Source organism: Pedobacter caeni (assembly GCF_900129215.1).
GTDB lineage: Bacteria > Bacteroidota > Bacteroidia > Sphingobacteriales > Sphingobacteriaceae > Pedobacter > Pedobacter caeni.
The window spans coordinates 287,955-313,086 of sequence record NZ_FQUQ01000004.1; the positions used below are offsets into that span (position 1 = coordinate 287,955).

The 25,132-nt window shown below is 39.2% G+C and carries 24 protein-coding genes; 9 read left to right on the forward strand and 15 right to left on the reverse strand.

Annotated elements, in window-relative coordinates:
* The first annotated feature begins 12 nt into the window (after window positions 1-12).
* Window positions 13-792, forward strand: a complete 780-nt coding sequence (locus tag BUC20_RS20650; RefSeq protein ID WP_073232980.1) for a DUF1963 domain-containing protein — start codon at window positions 13-15, stop codon at window positions 790-792.
* Between the two features lie 13 nt (window positions 793-805).
* Here BUC20_RS20650 and BUC20_RS20655 read toward each other — a convergent pair whose 3' ends face one another.
* Window positions 806-1,672 (reverse strand): DUF808 domain-containing protein, encoded by an 867-nt coding sequence (locus BUC20_RS20655; RefSeq protein WP_073232981.1) that lies wholly within the window; start codon window positions 1,670-1,672, stop codon window positions 806-808.
* A 148-nt stretch (window positions 1,673-1,820) separates the two neighbouring features.
* Here BUC20_RS20655 and BUC20_RS20660 point away from each other — a divergent pair, with 148 nt between their 5' ends.
* From BUC20_RS20660 to BUC20_RS20670, 3 genes are read left to right on the forward strand one after another with little or no spacing between them, the layout of a single operon-like run.
* Window positions 1,821-2,414 (forward strand): Crp/Fnr family transcriptional regulator, encoded by a 594-nt coding sequence (locus tag BUC20_RS20660; protein ID WP_073232982.1) that lies wholly within the window; start codon window positions 1,821-1,823, stop codon window positions 2,412-2,414.
* Window positions 2,415-2,470: 56 nt separating this feature from the next.
* Window positions 2,471-2,851 (forward strand): hypothetical protein, encoded by a 381-nt coding sequence (locus tag BUC20_RS20665; RefSeq protein ID WP_073232983.1) that lies wholly within the window; start codon window positions 2,471-2,473, stop codon window positions 2,849-2,851.
* Between the two features lies 1 nt (window position 2,852).
* Window positions 2,853-3,266 (forward strand): hypothetical protein, encoded by a 414-nt coding sequence (locus tag BUC20_RS20670; protein WP_200800981.1) that lies wholly within the window; start codon window positions 2,853-2,855, stop codon window positions 3,264-3,266.
* A gap of 5 nt (window positions 3,267-3,271) precedes the next feature.
* Here BUC20_RS20670 and BUC20_RS20675 read toward each other — a convergent pair whose 3' ends face one another.
* The gene (locus BUC20_RS20675) at window positions 3,272-3,535 is read right to left on the reverse strand and encodes a hypothetical protein (protein ID WP_073232984.1); all 264 of its coding nucleotides are present in this window, start codon (window positions 3,533-3,535) and stop codon (window positions 3,272-3,274) included.
* A gap of 71 nt (window positions 3,536-3,606) precedes the next feature.
* On the opposite strand from BUC20_RS20675, the gene BUC20_RS20680 reads away from it, so the two are divergent.
* The gene (locus tag BUC20_RS20680; RefSeq protein WP_073232985.1) at window positions 3,607-4,155 is read left to right on the forward strand and encodes a TetR/AcrR family transcriptional regulator; all 549 of its coding nucleotides are present in this window, start codon (window positions 3,607-3,609) and stop codon (window positions 4,153-4,155) included.
* A 10-nt stretch (window positions 4,156-4,165) separates the two neighbouring features.
* On the forward strand, window positions 4,166-4,759 hold the full coding sequence (locus BUC20_RS20685; RefSeq protein ID WP_073232986.1) for a pentapeptide repeat-containing protein: 594 nt from the start codon (window positions 4,166-4,168) through the stop codon (window positions 4,757-4,759).
* 25 nt (window positions 4,760-4,784) lie between these two features.
* Here BUC20_RS20685 and BUC20_RS20690 read toward each other — a convergent pair whose 3' ends face one another.
* The 4 genes from BUC20_RS20690 to BUC20_RS20705 all read right to left on the reverse strand — a co-directional run bounded on the left by BUC20_RS20690 (window position 4,785) and on the right by BUC20_RS20705 (window position 8,827).
* The gene (locus BUC20_RS20690) at window positions 4,785-5,117 is read right to left on the reverse strand and encodes a TfoX/Sxy family protein (RefSeq protein WP_073232987.1); all 333 of its coding nucleotides are present in this window, start codon (window positions 5,115-5,117) and stop codon (window positions 4,785-4,787) included.
* A gap of 139 nt (window positions 5,118-5,256) precedes the next feature.
* On the reverse strand, window positions 5,257-7,239 hold the full coding sequence (locus BUC20_RS20695; RefSeq protein WP_234994567.1) for a WG repeat-containing protein: 1,983 nt from the start codon (window positions 7,237-7,239) through the stop codon (window positions 5,257-5,259).
* 263 nt (window positions 7,240-7,502) lie between these two features.
* Window positions 7,503-8,159: a hypothetical protein gene (locus BUC20_RS20700; RefSeq protein ID WP_073232988.1), complete on the reverse strand. Its 657-nt coding sequence runs from the start codon at window positions 8,157-8,159 to the stop codon at window positions 7,503-7,505.
* An 86-nt stretch (window positions 8,160-8,245) separates the two neighbouring features.
* Window positions 8,246-8,827: a Crp/Fnr family transcriptional regulator gene (locus BUC20_RS20705; protein WP_073232989.1), complete on the reverse strand. Its 582-nt coding sequence runs from the start codon at window positions 8,825-8,827 to the stop codon at window positions 8,246-8,248.
* A gap of 559 nt (window positions 8,828-9,386) precedes the next feature.
* On the opposite strand from BUC20_RS20705, the gene BUC20_RS33740 reads away from it, so the two are divergent.
* Window positions 9,387-9,587: a hypothetical protein gene (locus BUC20_RS33740; RefSeq protein WP_143166863.1), complete on the forward strand. Its 201-nt coding sequence runs from the start codon at window positions 9,387-9,389 to the stop codon at window positions 9,585-9,587.
* Window positions 9,588-9,793: 206 nt separating this feature from the next.
* On the opposite strand, the gene BUC20_RS20715 is transcribed toward BUC20_RS33740, so the two are convergent.
* The 7 genes from BUC20_RS20715 to BUC20_RS20745 all read right to left on the reverse strand — a co-directional run bounded on the left by BUC20_RS20715 (window position 9,794) and on the right by BUC20_RS20745 (window position 19,561).
* A complete protein-coding gene (locus tag BUC20_RS20715) occupies window positions 9,794-10,525 on the reverse strand; it encodes a hypothetical protein (RefSeq protein WP_143166864.1) in 732 nt (243 codons plus the stop codon).
* Between the two features lie 30 nt (window positions 10,526-10,555).
* Window positions 10,556-11,347 (reverse strand): hypothetical protein, encoded by a 792-nt coding sequence (locus BUC20_RS20720; RefSeq protein ID WP_073233930.1) that lies wholly within the window; start codon window positions 11,345-11,347, stop codon window positions 10,556-10,558.
* 22 nt (window positions 11,348-11,369) lie between these two features.
* Window positions 11,370-14,798 carry a TonB-dependent receptor gene (locus BUC20_RS20725; RefSeq protein ID WP_073232992.1) on the reverse strand — a complete coding sequence of 1,143 codons (3,429 nt, stop codon included), beginning with the start codon at window positions 14,796-14,798 and terminating at the stop codon, window positions 11,370-11,372.
* A gap of 142 nt (window positions 14,799-14,940) precedes the next feature.
* Window positions 14,941-15,864, reverse strand: coding sequence for a FecR family protein (locus BUC20_RS20730; RefSeq protein ID WP_073232993.1), 924 nt, complete (start codon window positions 15,862-15,864; stop codon window positions 14,941-14,943).
* A gap of 58 nt (window positions 15,865-15,922) precedes the next feature.
* Window positions 15,923-16,522 (reverse strand): RNA polymerase sigma factor, encoded by a 600-nt coding sequence (locus BUC20_RS20735; RefSeq protein WP_073232994.1) that lies wholly within the window; start codon window positions 16,520-16,522, stop codon window positions 15,923-15,925.
* 92 nt (window positions 16,523-16,614) lie between these two features.
* Window positions 16,615-17,580: an SAM-dependent methyltransferase gene (locus tag BUC20_RS20740; RefSeq protein WP_143166865.1), complete on the reverse strand. Its 966-nt coding sequence runs from the start codon at window positions 17,578-17,580 to the stop codon at window positions 16,615-16,617.
* Window positions 17,581-17,722: 142 nt separating this feature from the next.
* Window positions 17,723-19,561 carry a leucine-rich repeat domain-containing protein gene (locus BUC20_RS20745; RefSeq protein WP_073232996.1) on the reverse strand — a complete coding sequence of 613 codons (1,839 nt, stop codon included), beginning with the start codon at window positions 19,559-19,561 and terminating at the stop codon, window positions 17,723-17,725.
* A 99-nt stretch (window positions 19,562-19,660) separates the two neighbouring features.
* Here BUC20_RS20745 and BUC20_RS20750 point away from each other — a divergent pair, with 99 nt between their 5' ends.
* Both BUC20_RS20750 and BUC20_RS20755 read left to right on the forward strand, forming a co-directional pair.
* Window positions 19,661-21,268, forward strand: a complete 1,608-nt coding sequence (locus BUC20_RS20750; protein ID WP_084529119.1) for a Kelch repeat-containing protein — start codon at window positions 19,661-19,663, stop codon at window positions 21,266-21,268.
* A 287-nt stretch (window positions 21,269-21,555) separates the two neighbouring features.
* The gene (locus tag BUC20_RS20755; RefSeq protein WP_073232998.1) at window positions 21,556-22,446 is read left to right on the forward strand and encodes a heparin lyase I family protein; all 891 of its coding nucleotides are present in this window, start codon (window positions 21,556-21,558) and stop codon (window positions 22,444-22,446) included.
* A 190-nt stretch (window positions 22,447-22,636) separates the two neighbouring features.
* Here the strand turns inward: BUC20_RS20755 and BUC20_RS20760 are convergent, their stop codons facing one another.
* Both BUC20_RS20760 and BUC20_RS20765 read right to left on the reverse strand, forming a co-directional pair.
* Window positions 22,637-23,860: a TCR/Tet family MFS transporter gene (locus tag BUC20_RS20760; RefSeq protein ID WP_073232999.1), complete on the reverse strand. Its 1,224-nt coding sequence runs from the start codon at window positions 23,858-23,860 to the stop codon at window positions 22,637-22,639.
* A gap of 98 nt (window positions 23,861-23,958) precedes the next feature.
* Window positions 23,959-24,771, reverse strand: coding sequence for a helix-turn-helix domain-containing protein (locus BUC20_RS20765; RefSeq protein WP_234994568.1), 813 nt, complete (start codon window positions 24,769-24,771; stop codon window positions 23,959-23,961).
* Between the last annotated feature and the right edge of the window lie 361 nt (window positions 24,772-25,132).

Here is a 25,132-nt window from a genome sequence, read left to right on the forward strand (position 1 = left end):
AAAAAGAAGGAAATGAGTTCACATTTTGATCAGTACAGAAAAGAATTATCTGAGGCTAACCTGAGTTCAGTTGAAGATTTAGAAAATCTTATAAAACCGCTGATCCGATCTGCCACAAAAATTGAGGTTAAAAAAGCGGCAAAGCCATTAGAAAACACCTCCTTACTTTCTCATTTTGGCGGAAATCCTTATTTTGAAAAAGGAGAAGAATGGCCTGAAGCAAAAAATGGTAAACACCTGGATTTTATCTTCCAGATTTATAATAATGGGGAAATAAACCTGCCAGGGAACATTAAACTGGTTCAGTTTTTTTACGACTGGGAAGCGTTTCCCTGGGATACTAACGATGATGGATGGCTGGTAAAAACATATACCACACTAAATACAGCACAAATGGTAAAGATTGAAAAGCCTACTGAATTAGAAGTATCCAGCTATTGCGAAGTAACATTTACCACTGTACCATCATTGCCTGACTGGGAAGGCCTTGAAATTTATTCCAGACATGCGTCAAATTTATCCTGTATTTTAAATGAAGACGAACCATGGGGCAGTTACCAGAATGCGGTGGAAAAGCTGATCGGTGAACAGGATTACAGAAGTCAGATCGGTGGTTATCCAAACTGGGTTCAGGGAGAAGCAACCCCTCTAAGAGGGATTGAGCCAATGAAATTACTCTTTCAAATAGATTCAGAAGAGCAGGCAGGCTTAATGTGGGGCGATGTAGGGCTAATCTATGTTTTTTACGACAAAACCACTGAAGAAGCAGAATTCACTTTACAATGCCACTAAAGACCTTATTAAGTTAACGCTTAACTAAGGAAATTACTTTTTTACCCGCGGTTGCCAGTGCAACCGCAATCAATCCACCCACTAATCCAAACATTAATTCCTTAACTGTCGAGGGAATTGATGGCAATACATGGTGCAAATATTCAATATTGTGAACAAAAATACCACCTGAAACCAGGATCAATGCGAGCGTTCCGACTACGCTAAGAATCCTGATAATCACCGGGAGTGATTTAACCAGTATCTGGCCAAGGCCTGCAAAAAATCCTTTATCATTGGAACGTTTGATCAATTTATAGCCAAGATCATCCATTCTTACAATCAATGCAACGATGCCATAAACACCGATTGTTGCCAATAATGCCACAACAGAAACAGTCAGGATCTGTATCATTAGCTGTTGTTCCAGGACTGTTCCCAGAGCAATGATTACAATCTCTACAGATAGGATAAAATCTGTTGTTACTGCAGACTTAACTTTTGTTTTTTCGGCATCAATACCATCTTCCTTTACTTCTGCAATAACTTCATGCCCCTCTTTTGGACGATGGAAAAAATATTCAATTATTTTTTCTACTCCTTCATAAGCCAGGTAAAACCCGCCTAAAACCAGGATGACTTTAATTGCAACAGGAAAAAATACATTTAACAATAAGGCGATAGGAACAATGATCAGCTTGTTAATAAATGAACCCTTGGTAATTGCCCAAAGCACGGGTAATTCACGTGAAGACAAAAATCCAGTTGCTTTTTCTGCGTTCACCGCCAAATCGTCGCCCAAAATACCAGCAGTTTTTCTCGTTGCTATTTTTGCCGTCACGGCAACATCATCCATCAAAGCAGCTATATCATCCAAAATCGCAAAAAAACCTGCAGCCATATTTATATCATTTAAGGGGCTGCAAAATATAAATACGATTTTGAATTACAATCATAACAGCCGTATATATTTGATTATTTCCTTTCCATATTCTCAATCAGGATTTTAAATATAGCTTTGTGTATTGCAAACAGGCTGGAAAACAAATATGGATGAAATGATAAGTCTGGATGGAGCATTAGATCTGATCGGCAAAAGATACGTAAAACTGAAGGCGGATAGCAGGCAGGCATTAAAGGAATGTTCAAGGATCGAAGTATTTGAGAAAAACACGATACTTGTCAAAGCAGATCAGTATTCCAAAGCTTTAATGTTTATCATCACAGGAGCTTTGAGGGCTTACTATCTGAAAGATGGAAAAGACATCAGCGACTGGTTTGCTTTTGAGACTGATTTTATCTGTGAGATCAACAGCTTCTTTCTTGAAAAACCCAGTGACCATTATTTTGAAACATTGGAAAAATCGACCATCATGATCATTCCCAAGGAATCAATAATGAAACTTTGTGATCAGCACCATGACATAGAAAGATTGGCCAGGTACTCCACTACCAAAACGATGATCGGACTTCAGCGCAGGCTGGTCTCTTTGCAATTTGAAACTGCGTTACAAAAATACAACAACCTGTTGGCGGTGTATCCGCATATTACCCAACGGGTATCTTTAAGCCATATCGCCTCCTTTCTCGGGATCACCTTAGAAACGCTTAGCAGGATTCGAAATCCCAGAAACGGAATTTGATCTATATCAAATGAATTCGGGATAATTTAATAGAGTTTTGAGATAAATTAAATCTCATGAAAACCTTATTAATCATCGGTGGTATACATAGTCTGCTCTTTGGTCTGTTTCATTGCATGTTCTGGAATAAATTAAGGTGGAAGACCGTGCTGAAAAAAATCGATCCGGGCAACGAAGCCGTAATGCAGATCTTAAATCTCCGGATCATCTATATTTTCTTTTTGCATTCTTTCCTGTGTTTCTTTTTTACAGATGACCTGTTGGCTACTCCCCTTGGGAATATGATACTGATCGGATCTTCCATGTTCTGGCTCGGCAGAACAATTGAACAATTCGTTTATCAGAAACAATTGCCATTTAAAGATCCTGTAAATATGGTGGTCACCATTATGTTTATGATCGGAATTGCAATTTATACCATCCCATTTATAAGCTAATATGATGCTCACAATTGGAGGATATTTGAATATTCTGATTTCGTTTGGACATATTGCAGGTTTATTTCGGGCGGAGCAAATGTTCAGACTAACCGGAGTAGCGCATCAAATGAAAGAGCTTTCTGCCCTACATTATACTTTGCCCTATGCATTAACCGTCTTTGTTGCTCTTGTATTCTTTGTGTTTGGTTTATATGGACTTTCAGCTACAAAAAAATGGATGTGGTTACCTTTTCAAAAATCCGGGATTTACCTCATCTCAGGAATCTATTTTCTAAGGGGATTGGGAGAACTATTAGCTGATGGGCTGAGTGGTACAAGTACGCTAACCGGCACGTTTTATTCTATCATCGCAGTAGGTATTGCAATATTATATTTATCAGGTGGTCTGAAGTTGAAACGGCTTCGGGACTAGAGAGGTCATGTTGAAACAAAATTCTGCAAAGAAATGCCATTTTCATCGAATACCTCCAGCACCGAAGAACTTACCCTCATGCGCTCCAGGCTTTTTACCAGTTCCAGGCCAATATTTTCAGTGCAGGCCACACGTAATATCTGATCACAATCCTCAAGATCGACAGACCATTCTGAGACCCCATGGAAAGTCACGATAGCCTGATGAATGTGCTGTAAATCCATTGGCGTATGAATTACCGTTGATAATATGATGATATATCCGGACATAAAAAATCTGATTGAGATAACAAATGTATAAATAATTTGCAAACAAACCATTCGTTCGGTATCTTTGAGAAATGGAGAATCCATACAAAAGAAAAAAAGAGCCGGAAGCCAATAAGCAACTGATTCTCAATACCGCAGCAGAGATCGGCGCTACTTCTGGCTGGTTCCAGGTGACTTTTCAGGCCATTGCCGATCAAACCGGATTGAGTAAAGGAGGCATTATCCATCATTTCCGCAATAAGGAAGAATTGCTGGAAGAACTGGTAGGCCAGAGTCTTGCAGAGCTGACGGAATGGGTCATTGAAGAAAAAAAAACTTCGGGCAACCACATTGCCCCTATTGCATTTCTGCGTTTTGTGATCAACAAAAGCAGTGACCTCCACTACCGCAGAACTATGAAAGTCATTTTACAGGCTGCACTTGTTAACGAGCATTATAAGAAAATGTGGGAGGATTGGTTTACGGAGCATATTACCGGTGGATCTGTATCCGATCAGGACATCAATAGCCTCATTATTATACTTGTTGCAGATGGGCTATGGTATGCAGATAATCTTGGCATTTATGGCATCAGTGCCGAAAAGAAAGAACAAATTATTAATAAATTATTGACGTTATAGCTAGATTTCCATGAACAATTCCAGTGAAACCACCACCCACGAAGGCAAAACATTTACCGGCATCAATTATGCAGACAAGCGGCTGGAGAATCGGGAATTCATCAATTGCGAATTTGTTAATTGTGATTTTTCCAAAAGTGACCTGAGCCATAATGACTTCATGGACTGTCATTTTAAACAATGTAATTTCTCCCTCACGATAGTTACAGGTACCGGATTTAAGGATGTTACATTCACAGGTTGTAAGGTGTTGGGCATTGATTTTTCAAAATGCAACAAGTTTTTATTCTCTTTTTGCTTTGAGCAGAGCCATCTGGATTATTCTACCTTTTATGGCACCAAGCTTAGGAAAACCAAATTTACAGACTGCTCACTAAAAGAAGCTGATTTTGAAGAAGCAGATTTAACTTCCAGCGTATTCCATAACTGTGACCTCTCCGGGGCAACATTTGTCCGGACTGTGTTAGAAAAATCAGACTTCCGTACGGCAAGAAATTTCAGTTTTGATCCCTCTGTTAATAAGGTCAAACAGGCAAAATTTTCTGCATTAAATCTTGCTGGTCTGCTTTACCAGTTTAATCTGGACATTGATTATGATGGCTAACCGAATCGCGAAAGCGGGGCCGGTTTCAGCTCTGTTTCTTCTTCTTTTTGGGCTTTGGAACCGGCAGTTCCTTTACGGAGATTCGAATCAGCTCGCTTAACCATCCTCTGTCTTCAATTTTGTCTTCGATTAAGAAAAATGGTTTTGCTCCCGGATATGGAGCTGCCTCAACGATATCGCCAATAAATTCCCTTCCTGAATTGGTTGGTTTTATAAATAGTTTATTATCGCAAATGAGTCCGAATATTTTTCCATCGGAATAAATTCCATATTCACCGAACATCTTTTTGGCAGTTATTTCGCCTGCATTTTCGACTTGTTCCAGTACAAAGTCTACAAATTTTTGATCAGAGGCCATTTATTGGTTGTTTAGTTGAAAGTAGGGATAATATTCTGCAGAACTATGTAAAAAAACCGGCTAGCTTATTAAGCCACACTTATGACCATAAAAAGCAAAAACGACGTTAGATGAAAAACAAGCATAGATTTACCTGTTTTTATTTTCCAAAGGTTTTTAAAAAGGTTTCAAAATTTAAAGCCTGAGGTTTCTTTTTTAAGTAATAACGAAGTTTCCCTGACTTATCGAATTCATCATCAATGTTATCAAATATAAAAGGAACAACTTCTTTACCATTTTGATTGATGAGGCCGTATAGATAATTACTGCCATCTGCTGTGCGAATTCCCGCAATATAGTAGTCTTTTACCTTAAAAAAAGGATCGATAAAGTCATATTTAAACGGGGTTAAAATTTTCAAATTCTTGTCTGTTAAGGCTTTTTTAGATTTATTGTTTTCTGCTACAAAAAGCAATGGATATTTGATATCAGAGGCGATATGCTCATTAATTGTCTGTAATCTTTTTATTTCGTTGTTGGGCAGCTTCTTAAAATTTAAATCATAAATTTCATCCTTATCAGAATTTTTATGGGCAATAATAAATGTATCGTATTTATCAAAATAATGATACTCAAAAGGTATCACCACTTTACTGCGATTTAAGACTACTCCAGCAGCAGACTCATCGCCAAAAGATTTTTCAAAAACATCATAACCTGGCTTTAGTGTTTCGTTATAATTTTCAAACTGCGGCAAGGCTATCAGTTTTTTACCCTTCACATCAAGCCAATGTAGTTTCCCATCAACAACAAAGTACTCGTTACCCAGCTGTTTCATTTCTTCAAATCTGGCGGTTATGATTTTATCGCCATCTTTATTTGATACACCGAATTTTAAACCATTGCCCTTTTCGTAAGTATTATAAATGATGTTTGGATTATTTACATCAAAATATTTCTTTGCCAGGTAATGGTTATTAAATTTCACCATTCTGCTGTTTTGAAGCGATTTAAACTTTGTCGCCACAAAAACATCAATTGTTTTAATATCATCCGGAAATTCTACGATAACAAATTGATTTTCAACGGAAATCACCTTTTTTCCTTTCTCTGCAACCTCTTCGTATAAAGCGATATCGCCAAGTTCTTTAGCTTTCCCCTGACTTAAGCCGGAAATGTAGTTGTTGAATTCAGCCATATTATCCTTGGCAGCCAATTGATTCTGATCGATTTTATTTAACAATTTCCCGGCTTCATTTACGTCATCCTCTTCAAGTACAGCTAGAAAAATATCCAGTAATTCTTTTAATTGACCTTTAATGTCTTTCTTTATTTCCAGCATTGGGGTAGAACTTAAAGCACTACTATTCATCCTGACATTCTTGTTATTGTAGGCTTGATAACCAATCACATCTGAGTAAACTGCAATTGGTATTTTCAATTTGGCGACATTGCCCTTAATGGCCTCGACTTCAACGGTATGATTTTTATATTCGACGTTTTTTTCTGATTTTCCGACAGCAAATTTTTCAACATCAACAGGAAGTTTCAATTTAATTTCAGTCTCTATACTATCAATACGTTTAAGCCCAATATCACCTTTCGCCAGCCTCTTTCCTTTAAAAAAATAGCTTTTTTCAACGGTTTCTATTTCCTGTTCAAAGGGCTTAAATATGCTATCGTTCTCTTTAATGACGTGATCATCGTCAGTAAGACCATATCTGCTTTCAAATTCAAACCTTTTCAGCGTGTATAAACTATGTTTGTTATCGTTTTCATTAAAATCCTGATTAAAATATAACTGCTTACAGTAAGCATTAAAGATTTCTTCAACTTTTGAGGTATTATAATTCAGTGAAAACTCGGGTTCAGATTTTTGGGCAATACTTTTTTCACCCGAGGAAAAGTGTGAAGTTAGCTGCATATTTAAGCTGGTTAGCTTTATCAACTTGTTTAGCAGAGCCGTATCTTTTTTTAATTGCTGCTTAAGGTCATCAAACTTCAGCGCTTTTAAGGAAGCAATATATTCCTTTGCCTTTTGGGTTTTTGGGGTCTTTGGGGTACTTTCGCCACCACAGGAGCTCAAAAACAAGCTTATAATACAGATAGTAACTGTAAATTGATATTTCATTTTTACTTTCATAGTTAGCTTTTTATTCATCATTTGGGTCAATAATATTTATTAATCCCAAACTTGAGGATAGCAGTATATCGACATTTTATCTGTATCGTGAATAGCTAAAAAGCCATTTTTATATTTTATCCTTCAAATTTCGTTTCGAAGATAAACCTAATGCTCCAATTTTAAAAGTTGATGATTTATAATTAAAATGTACCTCATCATATGTAAAGAGAGTTCCTGATTGCTAAAGCACATTTTCTGATTTTTTCCCATTTGATTTAGGTTTAATCGCAGATTTTGCCCCTAATACATTTCAAACAAAGGAGATGTGACAATAAGACAAAAGGCACAATTACAGCAGGTAATAAAGTATAAGGAAAAGTAATCAATGCAATATTTGGAGTTTCAAATGCAAGTAATTGTATCGGAGAGGGAGCTGAAAGTATAGCTATTGAAACAATTAAGAACAAGAAAAGTAAACCCAGGATATTCCACCATCTGAAAATCTTTATATTTAATCGTTTCCCTGCGAGCATAGAATAACTTAACATAGCAATAGCAGAAATCCCGATAAAAATATCAAAATTCCAACCCTGGAACGTCATAAGAACAGGAATACTTCCTTTTAGAAAAAGCTGAAAAAGAACAAGTTCAACAGGGAGCCTTAAAACATGTATTGCGATTAAGTAATTGATTTTCAAATTCAAAACATTCATTGTCCGATAGCACAGAACTACTAAAATCAAAACAGGAAGTAGTACCCATATCATTCTTGGTGGCAAGACAGAGGTATTTTGAAAGAAACCACGATAAGACAGGACTCCACATACGATTAGCCATATAGATCCAAAAATCAAAACTGTTTTACTTTTACCTGTACCCAGATAAAAAAGTAAAAATGTCAGGATCGCAATCCCAATAAATGTCATTTGAAGTAGCATAATATTATCGCAGAATAAATAGAACACAAAGCTAAATTCAATTTAGAACAACACACTTGCCTTATGGCAAGAAAACAACAGGCCTGCTATTCCTTTGCAATGTCTTTTCGGATCCTACTGAGAGAAGTATCAGTAATGCCGAGATAAGTAGCAATATACTTTAGTGGAACATTTTGAATAACGAGTGGTTTTTCTTTTAAAAGCCTTAAATAACGTACTCTTGCATCATCAGCGATCATAGCGATGCTATGGTTTTTTAATGCAAAGTAACTGCCGGCAAGCGTAAGACGACCTTGTTCCCGAAATGATTCAATTCCATGAAACAACGTTTTAAAAGAATCAAGATCAATTTCCCAGCATACACTATCTGTAAGTGCCTGTATGTTTTCCCTGGTGGAGCTTTTTAAAAACAATGAAGACCATTCAATAGCGATGTCCCCCGGACAGTAGAAATTCGTACTTGTATCTTTTCCTCTGATGTCCGTTACAAAAGATCTCAAAAAGCCATTTTGTAAAAACCAATATCTGTCGGCAACCCTTCCCTCTTTAAGCAAATATTCATTTTTACGAAATTCTAACCGCTTAAACATGGAGATGATCTGATCCAGCTCTTCTTTATTGAAGTCCTTTGGATTAAAGATGCTATGTAAAAAATGTGTTTCGAACATTGGGTAGCTGTTTAGCAATAAAAAAACGAAGCTAAAATAACCCACATATTATTATAAAACCAACATTGTTGTCATACTTCAGACCTCTGCTTAATTAACGATTCAGTTAAATACGGTGTTATTTTTTCGAATTACGAATCGATTAATTTCTATCAAATTTACTAAATACACATTCCAACAACACCAGCCACATAAGTTTCCTAAAATAACACACAAGAAATTTATTTTATCTTTTCTTTGAAATAAAACAAATTATAAATATATTTAGTTAAAAATATTCTAAATCACTAAGTAAATAAAGCTAGATTTCTTTAATCTAAACAGCATAATTGATATAAAATTAGTGCCATCCCCCCTAATTTATATTTAGAAAGCAAACATGACGCAAAAAAAAATTACAACTCTTGTTTTCAAGTAGATGTATATAAAAATTTGTACAAATCAGGAGCATTTTGTTGCAACAAAACGCTCCAATAACAAGCATGTAGTTACAAAATATATGTCGCCGGAATATTACCCCGCGTGGTATGGTAATAATTTCACAAATAAAATTAATTTTATGAACAAGTTAAATGAGAGCTTAAAAAACAACAACACTCTTAACAGAGCTGAGTTAAAAGAAGTAATGGGCGGTAAGTATGCCTCAATTTGTGATACGGGCAGTTGGAGTAACTATGATATCTGTTTTAATTGTATGGTAGCCTATGGTGTTGGCCTGGAATCGGCAGACCGACAGTGTATTGCTGTTGGAGCTCATTGATTAAGCACTTTCAATTGATATAAATTTTATAAAAAGCCCGGTTTTTTTTTACAATGCCGGGCTTTTTATTGTATCGATCTATCTTCTATTTCACAGCCTAGTACATCGAATTTCCAAAATATTTAATCCCTGCAGTAAATCAGTTTGTTTTTAAACTGAAGAGCCCCGGATAAATATCCGGGGCTCAATTGAAAGCGTCTGTTAATTTAAATTTTGAACAGGCTAACTGCATCCAGCTGATTGGAAGCTGGTGTCACAAAATAAGTTTGCACCCTTCCTGTTTCCCCTTTTTTAGGGAGATACAGCTGACCGGTTCCACAGTTACTCAGTCCCTCGTCATCGTTAAAGGCCCATTGATCTGTAGTACCTGTTTTGACAAAGTACCAGGTATAAGTCTCAGTGGCATCTTTAAAACCTTCAGTAGTCACATAATCTGAATAGGTCCAGGTTGCAGGTTTTACGTTCCTGGCGATATAGACCGTCTTTCCTTCCTTATTCTTCATAAAAATATCTATCCCATCGTTACTTTGGGGATAGTAAATGTAAAAAGCCATCTTGTTCGTGGCAGGGTTTGCTGCCGGAGCTTTGATCTCTAAGGGACTGCCGTTGATAAAGACAAACGGAAAAAAACGTTCCAGTTCAGGGGTATTCAGGCTCAACTGATTTTGAAAGACCTCTTTTCCTGAAATCACATCTTTAATTTTTAATAAGCCTTGTCCCTGACTAGCGGGATAAGTATACACTTTACCAAAATTCAATTGCTGATCAGGTTTAGTCTTAAATTTATCGTAGACTACTGCATCCAGGGACACTTCCAGTTCACTGTTTCCAATGTTATAACCTCTGATTTGTATGCTAACCGCTTTTGTCTTTATTTCTTCTTTATTGCAGGAAACAAGTCCTGCTGCTGCTATGGCAAGCAGCATTAGTCTTTTCATATTGATCATCATCTGTTTCATTGTTGATAGCTATTGATCTAATCGGGTAAAAAATCTCATCAAACCTCCGGAAGGAGCTTCAGAGAAAATGTAAAGTTTGGAAGATGCAGTGGATGACTGGGGCTTTGGTGCTGTGGATGTTAGCGGATTCCAGGAGTATGCCGTTCCATCGGTATAAGGGATGTCCGTTCCGGCCTTGTAGATACGGACCACAAAGGAGGCCGTGGTTGTCACCCCATTATACACCTGCGTGGTGGTAGAAAACGTGGGTATGGTAATAGGCGGACAAAACTCATAAGGTTTCACATTTTTTGCCCTTCCAAGCTCCTCAAACACCTTAGGTACCAGATAATATTTACCAACCACAAAGTCAACCGGCTCTGTATAATTGGTGGTGGTTGGCTGGAACATATAGAGTAGCTTGATTTTGCCCTGTTCAACAGCAGGCTTTTCCGGCATAGGACCGGTCCGGCCTTCTGTATAAAAAAAGTTAATTTTTATCCCGGAGTCCTCTTTTTTCAACTCCCTTTCCAGTACCAGTTTTCCGGAGATCTTCTCCGCAATCCTAAGCTTAATCCGATCTTCATTTGGTCTGAAAGTATAAGCAGTTGTACTTTCAAAACGGGAATTAGGCTGCAACGGAGTAATAAGGTCAGTCGTATCCAACTTAACCGTCAGTTCTTCACTGCTCGCATTGTAACCGATCAGATTAACGCCAAACAGCTCTTCTTTATAGAGAAAGTCCTGATCTCCTTTATTACAGGCAGTCAACGCCAGTAGTATAGTACCCAGGCAGGTCAGGTAAAATTTATTCAATTTCATGATGTTAAAAATTAAATCCATATTAAAAGTGGTAAGATAAGCTCAGGCTGAACGAAGTACCGATCTTACGGATGAACGTATCTGTATCTCCAATCCGCCTGATTTTCCCCTCTGGGGTCGTCTCCGTATAGCCGTTTTGATATTTCTCTGAAAATCCATCTTTCCATTCGTAGGTATCTGACCATTCGCCCATCGGGCCATTTGCTCCCGGCTTTATTTTATAGGTGTCATCAGAATTAATAAAGAAACGGTAAGGGCTGTTGAGCAGGTTGCTCATATTAAACCTGGCTTCCATCTTTTTGCTTTTCAGGAACTTATACCCAAGTTGAGCGTCTAACTGATTACGAGGCCTTTCGAGTTCAGAATACTCAGGCTTCATCCCTACGGTAAATGTCTTGTAGCCCGAATGATTGAAGGCTACGTTGGCACTTAAACGATCTCCCGTATAGTTTAGCCCAATATTATACAATACAGGTACCTGACCATATAGTGCCCGCTTTTCTCTCAAATATTCCTTGGTTCTGTAAGCATAGGTTTTACCATCATTATCTTGCCCATAGCCCATAGTGGAATAGCGAAAGGCACTTGCCTGTACTTCTGAATTTTGAAGTGTAAGGTTTCCACTGAAATAGATATTGCTTAAAAAATTCCAGTCCTTATTGATGAATCCCAGGTTTTTGCGCACATCGAACTCCCATCCATTAACATTCGCATAGTCAGAATTGGCAGTGATCAAATCAACTAACCCACTGCTATTGGTTACGTCCAGGTACATCTCCACAGGGTTTTTGAAATGTTTTTTGAAATAACCGGCAGAGAGCACCTCTCCTGCTGATGGATACCACTCCAAACGCAGATCGTAGTGAGTGATCAGCGTGGAGACTACACCAGTATTCCGCTGTATCCTGCCATGAAGATGGTTGAAACGTGAAAAACTGGAATTCTCAATCAATGCGGGCCTGACAGCCGATTTGGCATAGGAAGCGCGTATGTTGAAGTCGGCCAGCGGCGTAATGGTAAGATTTGCAGAAGGCAGATACAACCATTTCTTTTCATCAGCACTGGCATCCAGGGTCTTATGCACCAGATTTCCGGTTTCCATATCTACATAACGGTTCTTTTCCATATTCTGCATTTCCGACTTTGCGGCCTTATCTGCGGCAGAATCCTTTATCTTTTCATATTTATAATACTCTCCCCTGATCCCCCAAACCAAACGAATCCACTTGTTAAAACGGTTGTCCATCATCCCAAACCAGGCCTGGTTACTGTTCCTTCCTATATAGTTGTTATTGTTGAAATCAGAGGGGTGATAGAAAAGATCATGCAGGGGATCATTAAAATCAACGCTCCAGGTTTGTACCGGCCTAAAGCCACCGGTATAACCCTTTGCCGAACCAATTGGTAAAACGCTCCAGGCAAAATCACCCTTTTTATTCAGCAGCTGATAACCTGCCTTGAACACCTGTGCTGACTTCCCGATACTGAACTTATAGCTCAGTGCGGCGTCCGCTGCCCAGTTAGTTTCTACGTATTTATAGGAAGAACGGCTTAAGGGCCCGGGATTTTCAGTAACGTTACTGGCCTGATAAACATAGACAGTGCTGTTCTGCGTTGTTATAGGTCGGAGAATAGCGTCTACTGCATCTTGTTCATGATTGTTCACACGATTACGTGCCAGTCCCCAGTCGAACTTTAACCTGCCAAAAGTATGTTCTGCGCTGATGCGGTTCTGAAACAGATCGACAAATTTAGGGCGGTCATATTCGTTGATGGCCGGATTTTCGGCATAGCCGATATCCTCTCCCCAACCAGAAACACGAAAGAACTGATCGGCGAAGACTCTGGAATAGAAATTACGCAAGGTGATCTTGTGGTTCTTACTGTTCCAGCCCATATTAACCAATGCGGCTAAACTGGTCGTAAAATTATATTGACTGGCCGTTGTCTCCTTTAATTCCTTATTGGTAACCGGATCATAAAAAGTGTCGCCCAGCTTGTTGAACCGGCCTCGTTCATAATGAGAAATGTCATCTATAGCCTGTTCATTTCGGTAAGTCAACGAACCTACAAAACCTAAACGGCTATCTTTTAATCCGTAGCTCCTGCCCAGGGTAAACTGATAGTTTTGTCCGGGAGCAGCCTGATAAACACGCGTTCCAAACCTTTGTAAACCACCGATCTTTTTGTTTTGTGCAGCAATCATATCGGGCGTAATTTTTTGAACCCCTTCAGGTATATTGGTATTCGCCGGATCCGTTGGGATATAATTTGTCTGTGTAAAAATTAAAAGATCCTTCGGAAAATGATTCCTGTTCCCATCATCAAAGCCCAGATAATCATTTTTTCCACGTTGATATCCCAAAAAATCCTTGCCGGTACTTCCATTGGTGTACTTGCTTCCTAAACTGATTGACATGAAATTCTGGTCAGGTATTGCGATGGTATTGATCTGTACCAATCCGCCACCAAAACCAAAGCTCATATCCGGAGTAGCTGTTTTGGAAACCACCACATTATCCACCAGATTGCTTGGGATGATATCGAACTCGAAGTCCCGCACCTGTACGTCTGTGCTGGGCAGTGTGGCGCCATCCATCATCGCCAGATTATAACGTTCGGCAATACCTCTGATCACTACGCGTCGGTTGTCGGTGGCACTTACCCCGGAAATTCGTTTCAGGGTTTCACCGATATTCTTATCCGGCAATGCAGAGATCTGTTCTCTGCTGATGCCATTTGAAATGCTCGCCTCATTTTTCTGACGGGCATACAGGGCACTCACACTTTCCTTTTTAAAGGTTCCTGTAACCACTACCTGATTTAAACTTTTGGCGGAAGGGTTCAGTACCACATTAAGGTTGGTTACCTGTCCGGCTTTTACTTCTATATCCGTAATGCGTTTGGTCTGAAAAGAAATATAGCTCAGTTCAAGCGTATAATTTCCAGCCGCAACATTGAGGGTATAACTTCCGTCTACCCGGCTTTGCGTAACCTGCCCTGTCTGAATGAGTTTGATATTCGCTCCGGGGAGTGGTTCTCCACGATCATCGACGATCTTTCCGGCAATCCGACCAGGTTGCTGAGCGGGAATTTTGACAGGATGATCCTCTTTAGTATACAGCACTACTGCCCCTCCCTGCTCCGTGAATGCCAGGTTACTGTGCTTCAATAGCTGGAGAAGGATATTCTTTAGCTTTTCTTCATGATAGCTGGCAGCTTTAACCGATATGGCTTTAGCCAGTGAAGGGTCATAGGCAAGCCTTACTTTTGCTTTAGTTCTTAGTTGTTCCAGGGCGACAGACAAAGGTTGTCCTTCTCTGAACCGGATGTCAACTTTTGTTTCCAGCGCCTGAGGAAATGCTTCGCTGGCATACAGCGAAGTCATGATGTTAATGGAGACGAAATATAGGATCAGTGATATTTTCACACCTATTTTGATTATAGACATTATTTTTTAATACTTTTATTGTGTTTACAAGTTAAACCCGGCGTTTGCTCATTGAATGACGAGGAAGCTGCAATTTTCTGTCAGTAGCGCAAACACCAAAACATTCGGTATCTATCCAATAGATACCGTTTTTTTTAGTAGACTATCTCATCAATATTACCTCCTTGTCTTTAATCTGATAATTAAGTCCATGTATCAGTTTCAGCTGATTCAGAATAGTTTTAGGGTCATCAGTCCGGTAAAACTGCATCGAAACAGTTAAGTTTTCGAGTGTTTTTCCCCTAAACCTGACTTCCATAGAAAAGGCATTGCCAAAGGTTTGTGCAAAAGATTTCAGTGAAACATTGTCAAGAATATATTCCCCGTTCAGCCAGTTTTCGGCCAGATGAGCTGTACTGTCCAGTTTTACTGTTTCGCTTACCCTGTTAAAGCTGAGTTGTTGTTTAGGTAACAAAATGCCCAGCTGCATTTTTTTGTTGCGTACGGCGACTTTTCCACTGAGTAAGGTCACCCGGATATCTGCTGCCAGAGGATCATTGTTGATGATGAACTTAGTTCCCAGCACCTGAGTGGTAATCTGGGAGGCATGTACCAGAAAGGGATGTTCCGGATCATGACTGACCTCACAATAAATCTCTCCTGCCGCTAACTTTACCTCACGATTTTCCTGTATAAAAGGCTGGGCAATGGCAACCTTTGCACCGGGTCTCAAATGAATCGTAGAGTGATCTGGCAAGCGGATCTCCTTAAACTCTCCTTTATTCGCTACATAGCTCAGCCAGACCTGTCTGGTGATGGAGGGCATTGAAGTCAGGTAAGCCCGGTAACTGAAAGTTCCTGTAGTCATCAAGACTACCGCAGCCGCAGCAACATTAAGCCAAAGCCTTTTCTGCCGCCGTGTTCTTATCTTTCGGCGGATTTCGTCCAGCATTTCTTCGCCAGTCCTTGTTTTTTCCTGTGGATTGGAAAAAGCTTCAAAAGGCACACGGTCGTCTGTACGGGAGAACCAGGCTTCCGCCTCCTGGTCTGTACTACGTCTTTCAGTGAATATATTTTTCTTTGCCATACATATAACTCTTCGCAGCGAAAGCCAAAATGTACTTTAAGAAATAGCTATAAATAAGTTAAATTTTTGTTAACAGGATTGCCAATACCCCGGCAAGATTTGCAGGTTCTGAATAGAATCTTTTTGTTTGCAATCTAAGACGTTCCAAAGCCATAGAGACGTTGTTCCTGACGGTTTGTTCGGACAGAGAAAGTTCATCTGCGATTTCCCTGACAGATTTGTTTTCGACGCGGCTCAACCGAAATGACAGCTTCATGTTGACCGGCATCTTCTCAATTTCCAGATCCAGCAGCTCCTGCAGTTCTTTCGTCTCCAGTTCAGTAGGCGCCGGTACAATCAAAGGTTCGTCTTCCTGATAAAGCGTTTCTCTCTGCTTTGTGCTGATTTGTTTTCTGTACCAGGAAATGGTCTGTTTTTTTGCTGCACTGTTTAACCAGGGAGCCAATGACCTTTCGGCGATAATCCTGTGACGGTAATTCCAAAGGTTAATGAATATCTCCTGTAAGATGTCTTTAGTTACCTCTCTGTCGTTAATACGCCGATAGATCATGGTGTAAACTTCCGGCCAATATTGTTCGTAAAGCGCTTCGAAAGCTTTCTGATCACCATTTTTCATCGCGGTGATTAAATCCTGATCGCTAAGTGTCAATTGATTCACGCTGCGAAGTTAGCATCACTCAGGTTACCATTTTATTAACTTATCATGAACAAAACGAAGAATTTGAATTCTTAACACGCGATCAACCTTCTTTATTTTTCTATCACCTTAAAACCAGGCCTTTTATCCAGCGTGTATTTAAAATTCAAGGTTATGGCTCCCTGCTTTTTATCGAGCTTTAGTTTCTCCAACAGATTTAGTGAGCTATCATTTAAATTTAAAATATTACCATCGTTAACCCTGATCTCGGTCATTAAGCAGAGATGGTCGTCTTCAGATAGATTGGTTTGAACATCCTGATCAATAAAGTTCCAGTTTCTCATTGACGAATTCCCGATAATGGAATACATCAATGCTTTGTTAAAATTGATCAATTCAGCAATTCTTTCCGGTGCTCCGGAACCTCTGCTTAGTTTGCAAAGTGATACTTTAATTTCTTCAGGTAAAAAGACAACATCTTCAGGCAATTGGCTTGCCAGATTAAGCATGATCGCCACCTGAGGTTCTGCAACCAGAGCCCGGCACATCGTTTCGCTGATCACAATATCAATCCCAGATGAAGGTACGTCCCACAACGAAGCATCACATTGATGAATACTTTTAACATATGCACGCAAATCAAATAAGTCTATAACCTTTTCCAATATCTCAATACTTTCAGGGTTAATCTCCAGAAATGTAAATTGTACGTTTTCTGGTTTGAGCATCATCATAATTGGTAATGCGAGTGCGGCAAATGGGCCGGTTCCAGCATACAGGACATGAGTTTGTTTCCTGTTCCGGCCAATCACTCCTAATACAGATGAGTAAAGAGCCCTTGAAAAGCGTTGGGTTCTAAAAATCTCCCTGATACATTTTGCGGCCCAAAAAGTTCCTATCGCATTGCCATTAAGCGTCTGAATGTGTTCTCTTCCAACCGAACCATCAAGATCAAATTCCTCAAATAAAAGATCAGCATAGCCCATTACTGCAGGGGCCAGTTTATCATGAAAGTTTTCGGGATTGAGGATATCTCTACTATATTGGAGCAACCGCTTTTTTAGTTCTGTTTTTTTCAATTTGATCAATAGTTATCTGGTTAGTTATAAAGCATTATATGCAAAGCGCAATTCAATCCAAATGGCCTGAACCAGACGCTTCCCGAACCATTTTCTGGCTGGTTTATATTGAATCAAGGATTTTGCATCATTTGAAATTTCTTTAATTCACGTATACAGTGGTTGTAGGCAGTAGTTGTTTAATTCTGATACCATCTGCGGGAGGATATGCATTATTGTACAAATACAACGTTTTTAGTGTCGCCGATAACTTTCCGAAGTCATCGGACAGGGACTTCAGCTTGTTTGTGGACATCTTTATAATTGTTATTTTAGGCAGATTAAAAAATCCAGCAGGCAACTCTTCGATCTGATTCTTGTCTAAACGGATTTCGTTCAGATTTTCCAGATCACCGATCGACTCAGGAACTGTTTTAATTTTCCCATATTCAACATGCAGATAAACCAATCTGCGCAGATTTCCCAAATCGGCCGGCAGTGTTTCGAGTTCGTTTGAATACAAAGTGCAATATTTTAATTTCATCAATTTTGTGAAAGAAACCGGAAGACTTTTAAACTGACCTGCAATAATCAGGTTTTCCAGATTCTTTAAATTGCCAAAATTATAGGGCAAAGCAGTCAAAGCCGGCCCGGTTAGCTGGAAATCCTTAAGATCTAAATTCCCAAATGTGGATGGGAGCTCCTTATATTTCCCTTCCATAATCAGTGTATCCAGAGCGCTCAAACTTCCAAAATCATCGGGCAATACGGAATTTTCGGTTTTAGTGGTAAAGTACATTCTCCTCAGGTTCCTGAGTTTAGAGATTGAAGCCGGAATGTTTTCAGCAGTACTCACCAGCAGGACCTCCAGGTTGGACAAGTCTCCGATCTTCGATGGCAGTCGCTGAATTGGATTAAGATTTGCCTCTAAGTATTTTAATTTTTTTAATTTACTAAAACTCTCTGGTATATATTCCAAGCCTATAGCGGTACATTTAAAGTATTCAAGACTTTCAAGATCCCCAAAACTCTCCGGAAGGGAATAGATACCTCCACCATAACCCAAGATTAGTTGTTTAAGTTTACTTAGCATACCGATATTTTCAGGTATAGACGAAATCTTGGTACTGGTAAAATTGAGGGTTTCCAGCTGTCTGAATTTATCACCAATAATTTTAGGAAACTCCCCTACAGAACTACCTTGCAGATCCAGGAACCTGAGATGGGTTAAGGCCTGTAAAGCAGGAAATTGCAGGGTATCACGGAGGATCCAGGCAGCAGCACTGGCATTCAGATCCAGTTTTACAATGTGCCCATTTTCATAGGCAAGCCGGTAAGATGACGGATCCAGCTGCAAATCATAAAGTGCTTCCTTCTCTAAATAATTACCTGTCTTAAATTCCCAGGTAGCGGAAGCTGATTTACTGCCGTAATAGGTGGTCCAGGTAATTTTATAACTGGTATTTGCATATCCCTGGAATTGTACATACGGTGAATTGATATCAGGAACGACAGTACCTCCTGCAATCAGGCCGAGAAGCTTGGCGTATTTTCCCTCAATCGTCCATAGCCCATTATCATATTTATTACCAGTTAGGAAAAACTGGGTACTATTCCCTGGTGCATTATTACCAATAACCGCTTTTAATGGTTTGAATATGACCTGAACTGTTGATTCCGAATACTTTGTCCCATTTGCCATCACAGTCCATTTTAGTTGATATGTTTCCCCCGGCATACCGTTGAATTTCGAATCAGGCTTAACATCACTGGAGAAATAAACTTTGCTTTCAACAAGGCCCTTTTCGATGGTCCATTTTCCGGTTTGGCCTGCTTTGAGACTATCAGCATTGAGGGTCACCTGGAAGTTTTCAACGTCATTTTGATTTGTTCCTGCGGCTGCAAAGGGCAATGCTGGTTTAATTTCTGTTTTTTCATCTTTCTTGCAGGCAAACAGGCATGAAATTAAAATCACAAAGAACGTATATTTGAGATTTGGCATAGAGCAGTTAATTAACCTTTTATAAGGAAGATTAAATGTAACCAGAGTTTACATAAACTCAAAATTAATTTATATTTACTGTTGAAAATAAACTCTCAAATGCGAAAAATACTATTACTCTTATGTGTGTCTGTTGTATTGTTCTCTTGTAAAAAAACAGGCATTGACGAAATAGAAGGAGATTCTTTTAGAATCTCCATACTGCCGATACAAAATCCAGACTTCAATCAATTTAAAATTGCCGGCACTTTAGAAATAAGGAAGACTGCCAGCGATATTGAATACGGTCTCGTAGTTAGTAAATTATTGAATCCAACTGTTGAAAATGCAAAAATATATAAGATTGGCGGTTCCATGAATTCTGTAGATTTCACTAAACAATTAACAGATTTAGATACAGGTTCTGTATACTACGTAAGAGCATACGGTAAAGGAAATGCAGTAACAGAGTACTCCGCCAACCAGCTGATTGGGAAAGTTTCCCCCCAGATCTTATCTACAGACAACGACATAAATTATGGCAGACCATTGCTTATCTTTACTAACATCAATACACTTACCGCAGCATCGCCAGTAAAAGTTTTCCTTAATACGACCGAGCTTGTAGTCACCTCTATTGGCAACAGCAATGTAGGCAATACAATTACAGCACAACTCTCTGGTCAGCTTACTCCAGGTGTCTATACGTTAAAAGTGTCTGTAAATAATCTTAACCTTGTCTATCAAAAAAAACTGACGCTTCTTGAAGGCACCTGGCAACAGCTGGAAAATCTGCCTTCAGATAACGGCGGCATGATTGGTACTGCTGATTATTTTGTCAGCGGGGACTGGATATATACTTACAGGGTTGCTTCACAACATATCACTACTATTGCAGACTTCCATAAGTACAATTACAAGACCAGACAGAAAGTATTGCTTACTCCATATGATCCTATCTACAGACTTGAAAAACCGGCTATTCTGCAAGAGGGCTCTAATGTACATCTGATCGGTGGCGATCGGATTAGCGGATACCAAAATGCAATTACTACAAAATCACATTATGTTTATAGCATGACCGCAGACAGCTGGACAAAAGAAGCCGATTTTCCTGGTGGAGAAAGAAGAAATCCAGTCGCTATTGTCGCTAATCATAAACTTTATGTTGGTATGGGTTATAAAGCAGGTTCATTCGGCTCATCCTCTGGCTCTACCTATTACACAGATTTCTGGTCTTATGACCTGACTACAAAGGTATGGAAAAAGGTTTCTGACTTTCCTCAAAGCAAAGGGAGACTGCTCAGTGGTTCTTTCAGCATTGGATCTAAACTATATATAACTGGCGGAGCAGCAGCAGAAACGGGCAGCTCCTCTTCAAGCACAGCATCAAAGGAAACCTGGTGTTATGATACTGTTACCGACCAATGGAGTAAAAAAGCAGATTATCCCGGTAAAGGTGAAATAGCCTTTACTAATTTTTCAATTGGAAACTTTGGTTATGTTGGTTTAGGCGAATCACTTACTTATCATTCCCATTTAGGTAAAAACCTGGACCGGCAATTTTTCAAATACGACCCTGCAAATGACAAGTGGACTGAAGTAAGTAAACTCAACCAGGGAATATCTCAGGGCATGTCTGGTACCAATGGTATTCAGGGATTTGCGGGTGGCGGAAGTGATTCCTATGGTGCCCCCGATAAAACACTATATGTTTTCAGCCCATAATTGTATATAAACTTATAGTTAACAGGATCTCAGTAGTATATTTCAGTTCCCACCAGGGTAGTGTATATACCTGAATTCAGGTGTAAGTTGGCTGAGTATATTATCCGAATTTACACCTTAAATCTGCGAATTTATGCTATTTACGCTTAATAAAATACTTATATAATTGATTAAATAAATATTAATCAATTATTGATAATTTAAAATAAAATCATAAAATTTATACTGTGTGATTGGCCGATTCACAAATTAACCATTTGTAAACCATAACTTTAAATTCATTCCTAATGAAAGTTAAATATTTAAGCCTATTGCTCGCAGGACTTATTTTTAGTTCCTGTAAAAAAGGTATTCAAAATACCGAAGATCCGACATCCCGGCAGCTAACCGCTAAAACCAAATCTGATATTTCCATCACAGCAGCTGGTGTGACTTTAAATGCCGATGGCCCGGGAAATACCTATAGTTTAATCAATAGTGTACTGGGCGGAACGGCCTATGAGGTACCTGATTGCGGGCATGCCCAGAACCACATTAGTGAGGTTTTTGATCCCGTACTCAACACCAATGTATTTGTATTTTCCGCGCATGTTGCATTAGACGATGACCGATGCCAAGCCACCGATCGTCAGCGTACCGAAATTAAAACTTATGGTCCCTCTCCGGCGAACCTTAAGGCCTCTAATGGTGAAACCGTTACGTATCGCTGGAAATTTAAGATAGATGCCGGTTTTAAGGCTTCTTCCAGCTTTACCCATCTTCACCAGATCAAGGCCGGTGATGGTGATGATGCCGGCGCTCCGCTAATTACCATTACACCACGCTATGGGGCTAATAATACGGACAAAATGGAGCTTATTCACGTCAACTCTTCGGGCACAAGCACTAAAGTTAAAATAGTTAACCTGGCACCTTTCAAAGGCAATTGGGTAGAAGTTGTAGAAACCATCAAATTTGGTTCTTCCGGAACTTATAACGTCGCGATACATAAAGTAAGTGATGGAACAAGTTTAATGTCCTATAGCAATTCCAATATTGATATGTGGAGATCAGGTACAACTTTTTGCCGGCCAAAATGGGGAATTTACCGCAGTCTGAATAATCCTTCCCAACTGAGGGATGAAGACGTTCGTTTTGCTAATTTCTGCATTGCAGAAGGAAGCGCTACCTGCCAGTAGTTTTGCCTGTAGAAGCACCGATCTTAGTGCCTCAACACTAAAGATCATCTTTAATCAGATAAAATTTTCAGCAAACAATTGCTTATTAAATTTTAAAAACTAAAAGCCGTTTTTCTTTCAGAAAAACGGCTTTTTAAGTAGTGGCCTCAGTTGGGCGCTTCTCGAACCATTCCCTACCTGTTTTAATTTTTCACCTGTTTTTGCCTTTTCGTTGAAAGGTCGAGTATACAATAATTACACTAACAGCCATTAAAACTGAGGCAAGGAAAAATGGCGCTCCTGAAAACCTGAAAGGCGCTTCATCATTTGTGAAGTAATAGAACAAGTTTGTCATCAAAGGTGGGGCTATGATCGAAGTTGCACTCACTAAACCTGTTAAGGCTCCTTGCAGTTCGCCTTGTTCATTTGACAGAACGTCTTTAGACATTACTGATTGAATTGCAGGGCCACAGATTCCACCCAGACTGTAAGGGATCAGGAAAACAAACATCATCCATCCTTGATTTGCAAATGCAAATAGTAACAATCCCAGGGTATAGCATATCAGTCCATAATAAATGCTTTTCTGCTCCCCGAACTTAGGTGTTGTCCATCTTATTAAAATACCCTGAACCAATCCCAGCAGCAACCCAAGCAGCCCAAGGGAGATACCGACCATTCGTTCAGTCCAACCAAACTCATACATGGTAAAGAAATGCCAATTGCTCTGTACAGCATGCATGGCAATATAAATCAATGTCAGGGCGATGACCAAACCAGAAATTTGAGGATACTTTCTTAAGAATTTAAAAGATCCAACCGGGTTTGCACGCTTCCATTCAAATGCCCTGCGTTTGTCTTTATCTAAACTTTCCGGAAGGATAAAATATCCATACAGAAAATTTATCATGCATAGCACAGCTGCAGCATAGAATGGGACTCTTGCCCCATAGTGACCTAGCAATCCTCCAATGGTTGGACCTATAATGAATCCCAGCCCCAAAGCGGCTCCAATCATACCAAAATTTTTAGCCCTATCCTCATCTGTTGAAATATCAGCGATATAAGCACTTGCAGTTGAGAGACTAGCCCCCGTTAATCCGGCAATGACCCTGCCTAAGAACAGCCAGCCGATAGACGGAGCAAAAGCAAGAAATATATAATCTACGGCAAATCCAAAAAGAGAAATCAAAATAATAGGGCGTCTTCCATATTTGTCACTAAGATTCCCCACCACAGGTGAAAATATAAATTGTGTAAAAGCATAGGCAAAACCAAGCCAGCCACCATATTTGGCAGCCTCAGTAATATCACTATGAATAAGTTCTTTAATAAGTTTTGGGACCACTGGAAGTATGATTCCCCATCCAGTAATATCAATCAGTAAAGTCACAAATATGAATCCAATAGCTGCTTTTTTCGTTGAATTTTTCATGGTGTAAAAATAGACAGCGCCTGAGCGTGTTTTTTTTACACATTCATGGTAGTTACATACAATTTGTAAGATACTGTGAGGTTGCTCACAAGCACTGCCTATTGCCCCTTTCTAAAAGCCCCTGGCGAAACTCCGGTGATTCTCTTAAAAAACCTGCAAAACAAGCTTGTTTCTCCAAAATGCAATTCATTGCTGATCTGCTTGATTGATAAACCAGAAGATTTAAGCAATGTCTTAGCGTGCAATATCATGGCATGATCAACCCATTGCAAAACTGATTTTCCTGTTTTTTGCTTCAGAAAAGTAGAGAGATACTGAGGGGTTAAATGAAGTTTTTCTGCATAGAATTTAACACTCCGCTGCTGAGTTGCGTACTTTGAAATCAATATGTAGAAATCGTCGATGATTTCATGTGTACGGCTCTTCACTAAACTGTTATGATCAGTCAGTCCCGAATATGCTTCAGAAATCATATACATTAGTGTAATAACAAGATGTCGCAGCATTTCAGCTTTCCTGGAACTCTGACTTTTATGATAGAAGTTCTGTATAAGTTCTACCAGTTGATTCTTTAGCGTCACTTCTTCATCTTGAAGTCTGACCACAGGTTGCCATCGAATCTGATTGTTCATTACAAACTCCTGTAGGATTGGAAATGCCGCAATAAAATCTAACGAAAGGCCAATGGTCACTATTTCTGCATTTTTGCTCAGTGATTTTGTATCTATCATCAATCGCGGTTGCAAAACTGCGATGTCTCCTGCGTTGATTTCGTATTCTAAAAAATGTATTTGGGCTTTCATGGAGCCTCGTATCATAAAGCCTAACAGCAATCCATCAAACAGACGACTATGCGCTGTATACTCCTTTTCAGGGTGGTTCTGTTGACGCAGAACGACTATCCCTTCCATCTTTTTTGAAGGATCAATGTTGTACAGTTTAGATACATTGTCCAGGGTTAAGAATAGGGCCATGTTCAAATGTCGGAAAAATGCACATTTATAACAAAAATTGCTGATTTACGTCTAATCGCAGATTTAATCGGGAAATAATGTATAGACTCTAAAGTTCCTGTTGAATAAACCACTCAACATACTGAGGTATAGAAGTACCTGCATAATAAAATAACGTCGATCGCTAAGCTTTTTCCAGATTGAGTATAATTCTATACTGATATGTCGTAGCAAAATCTCTTATCAATGTTGTTTTTCCAACCGATCGTGCACCTCTGATGATAAGAGGCTTACGACTATCCCTTAATTTCCTGCTATT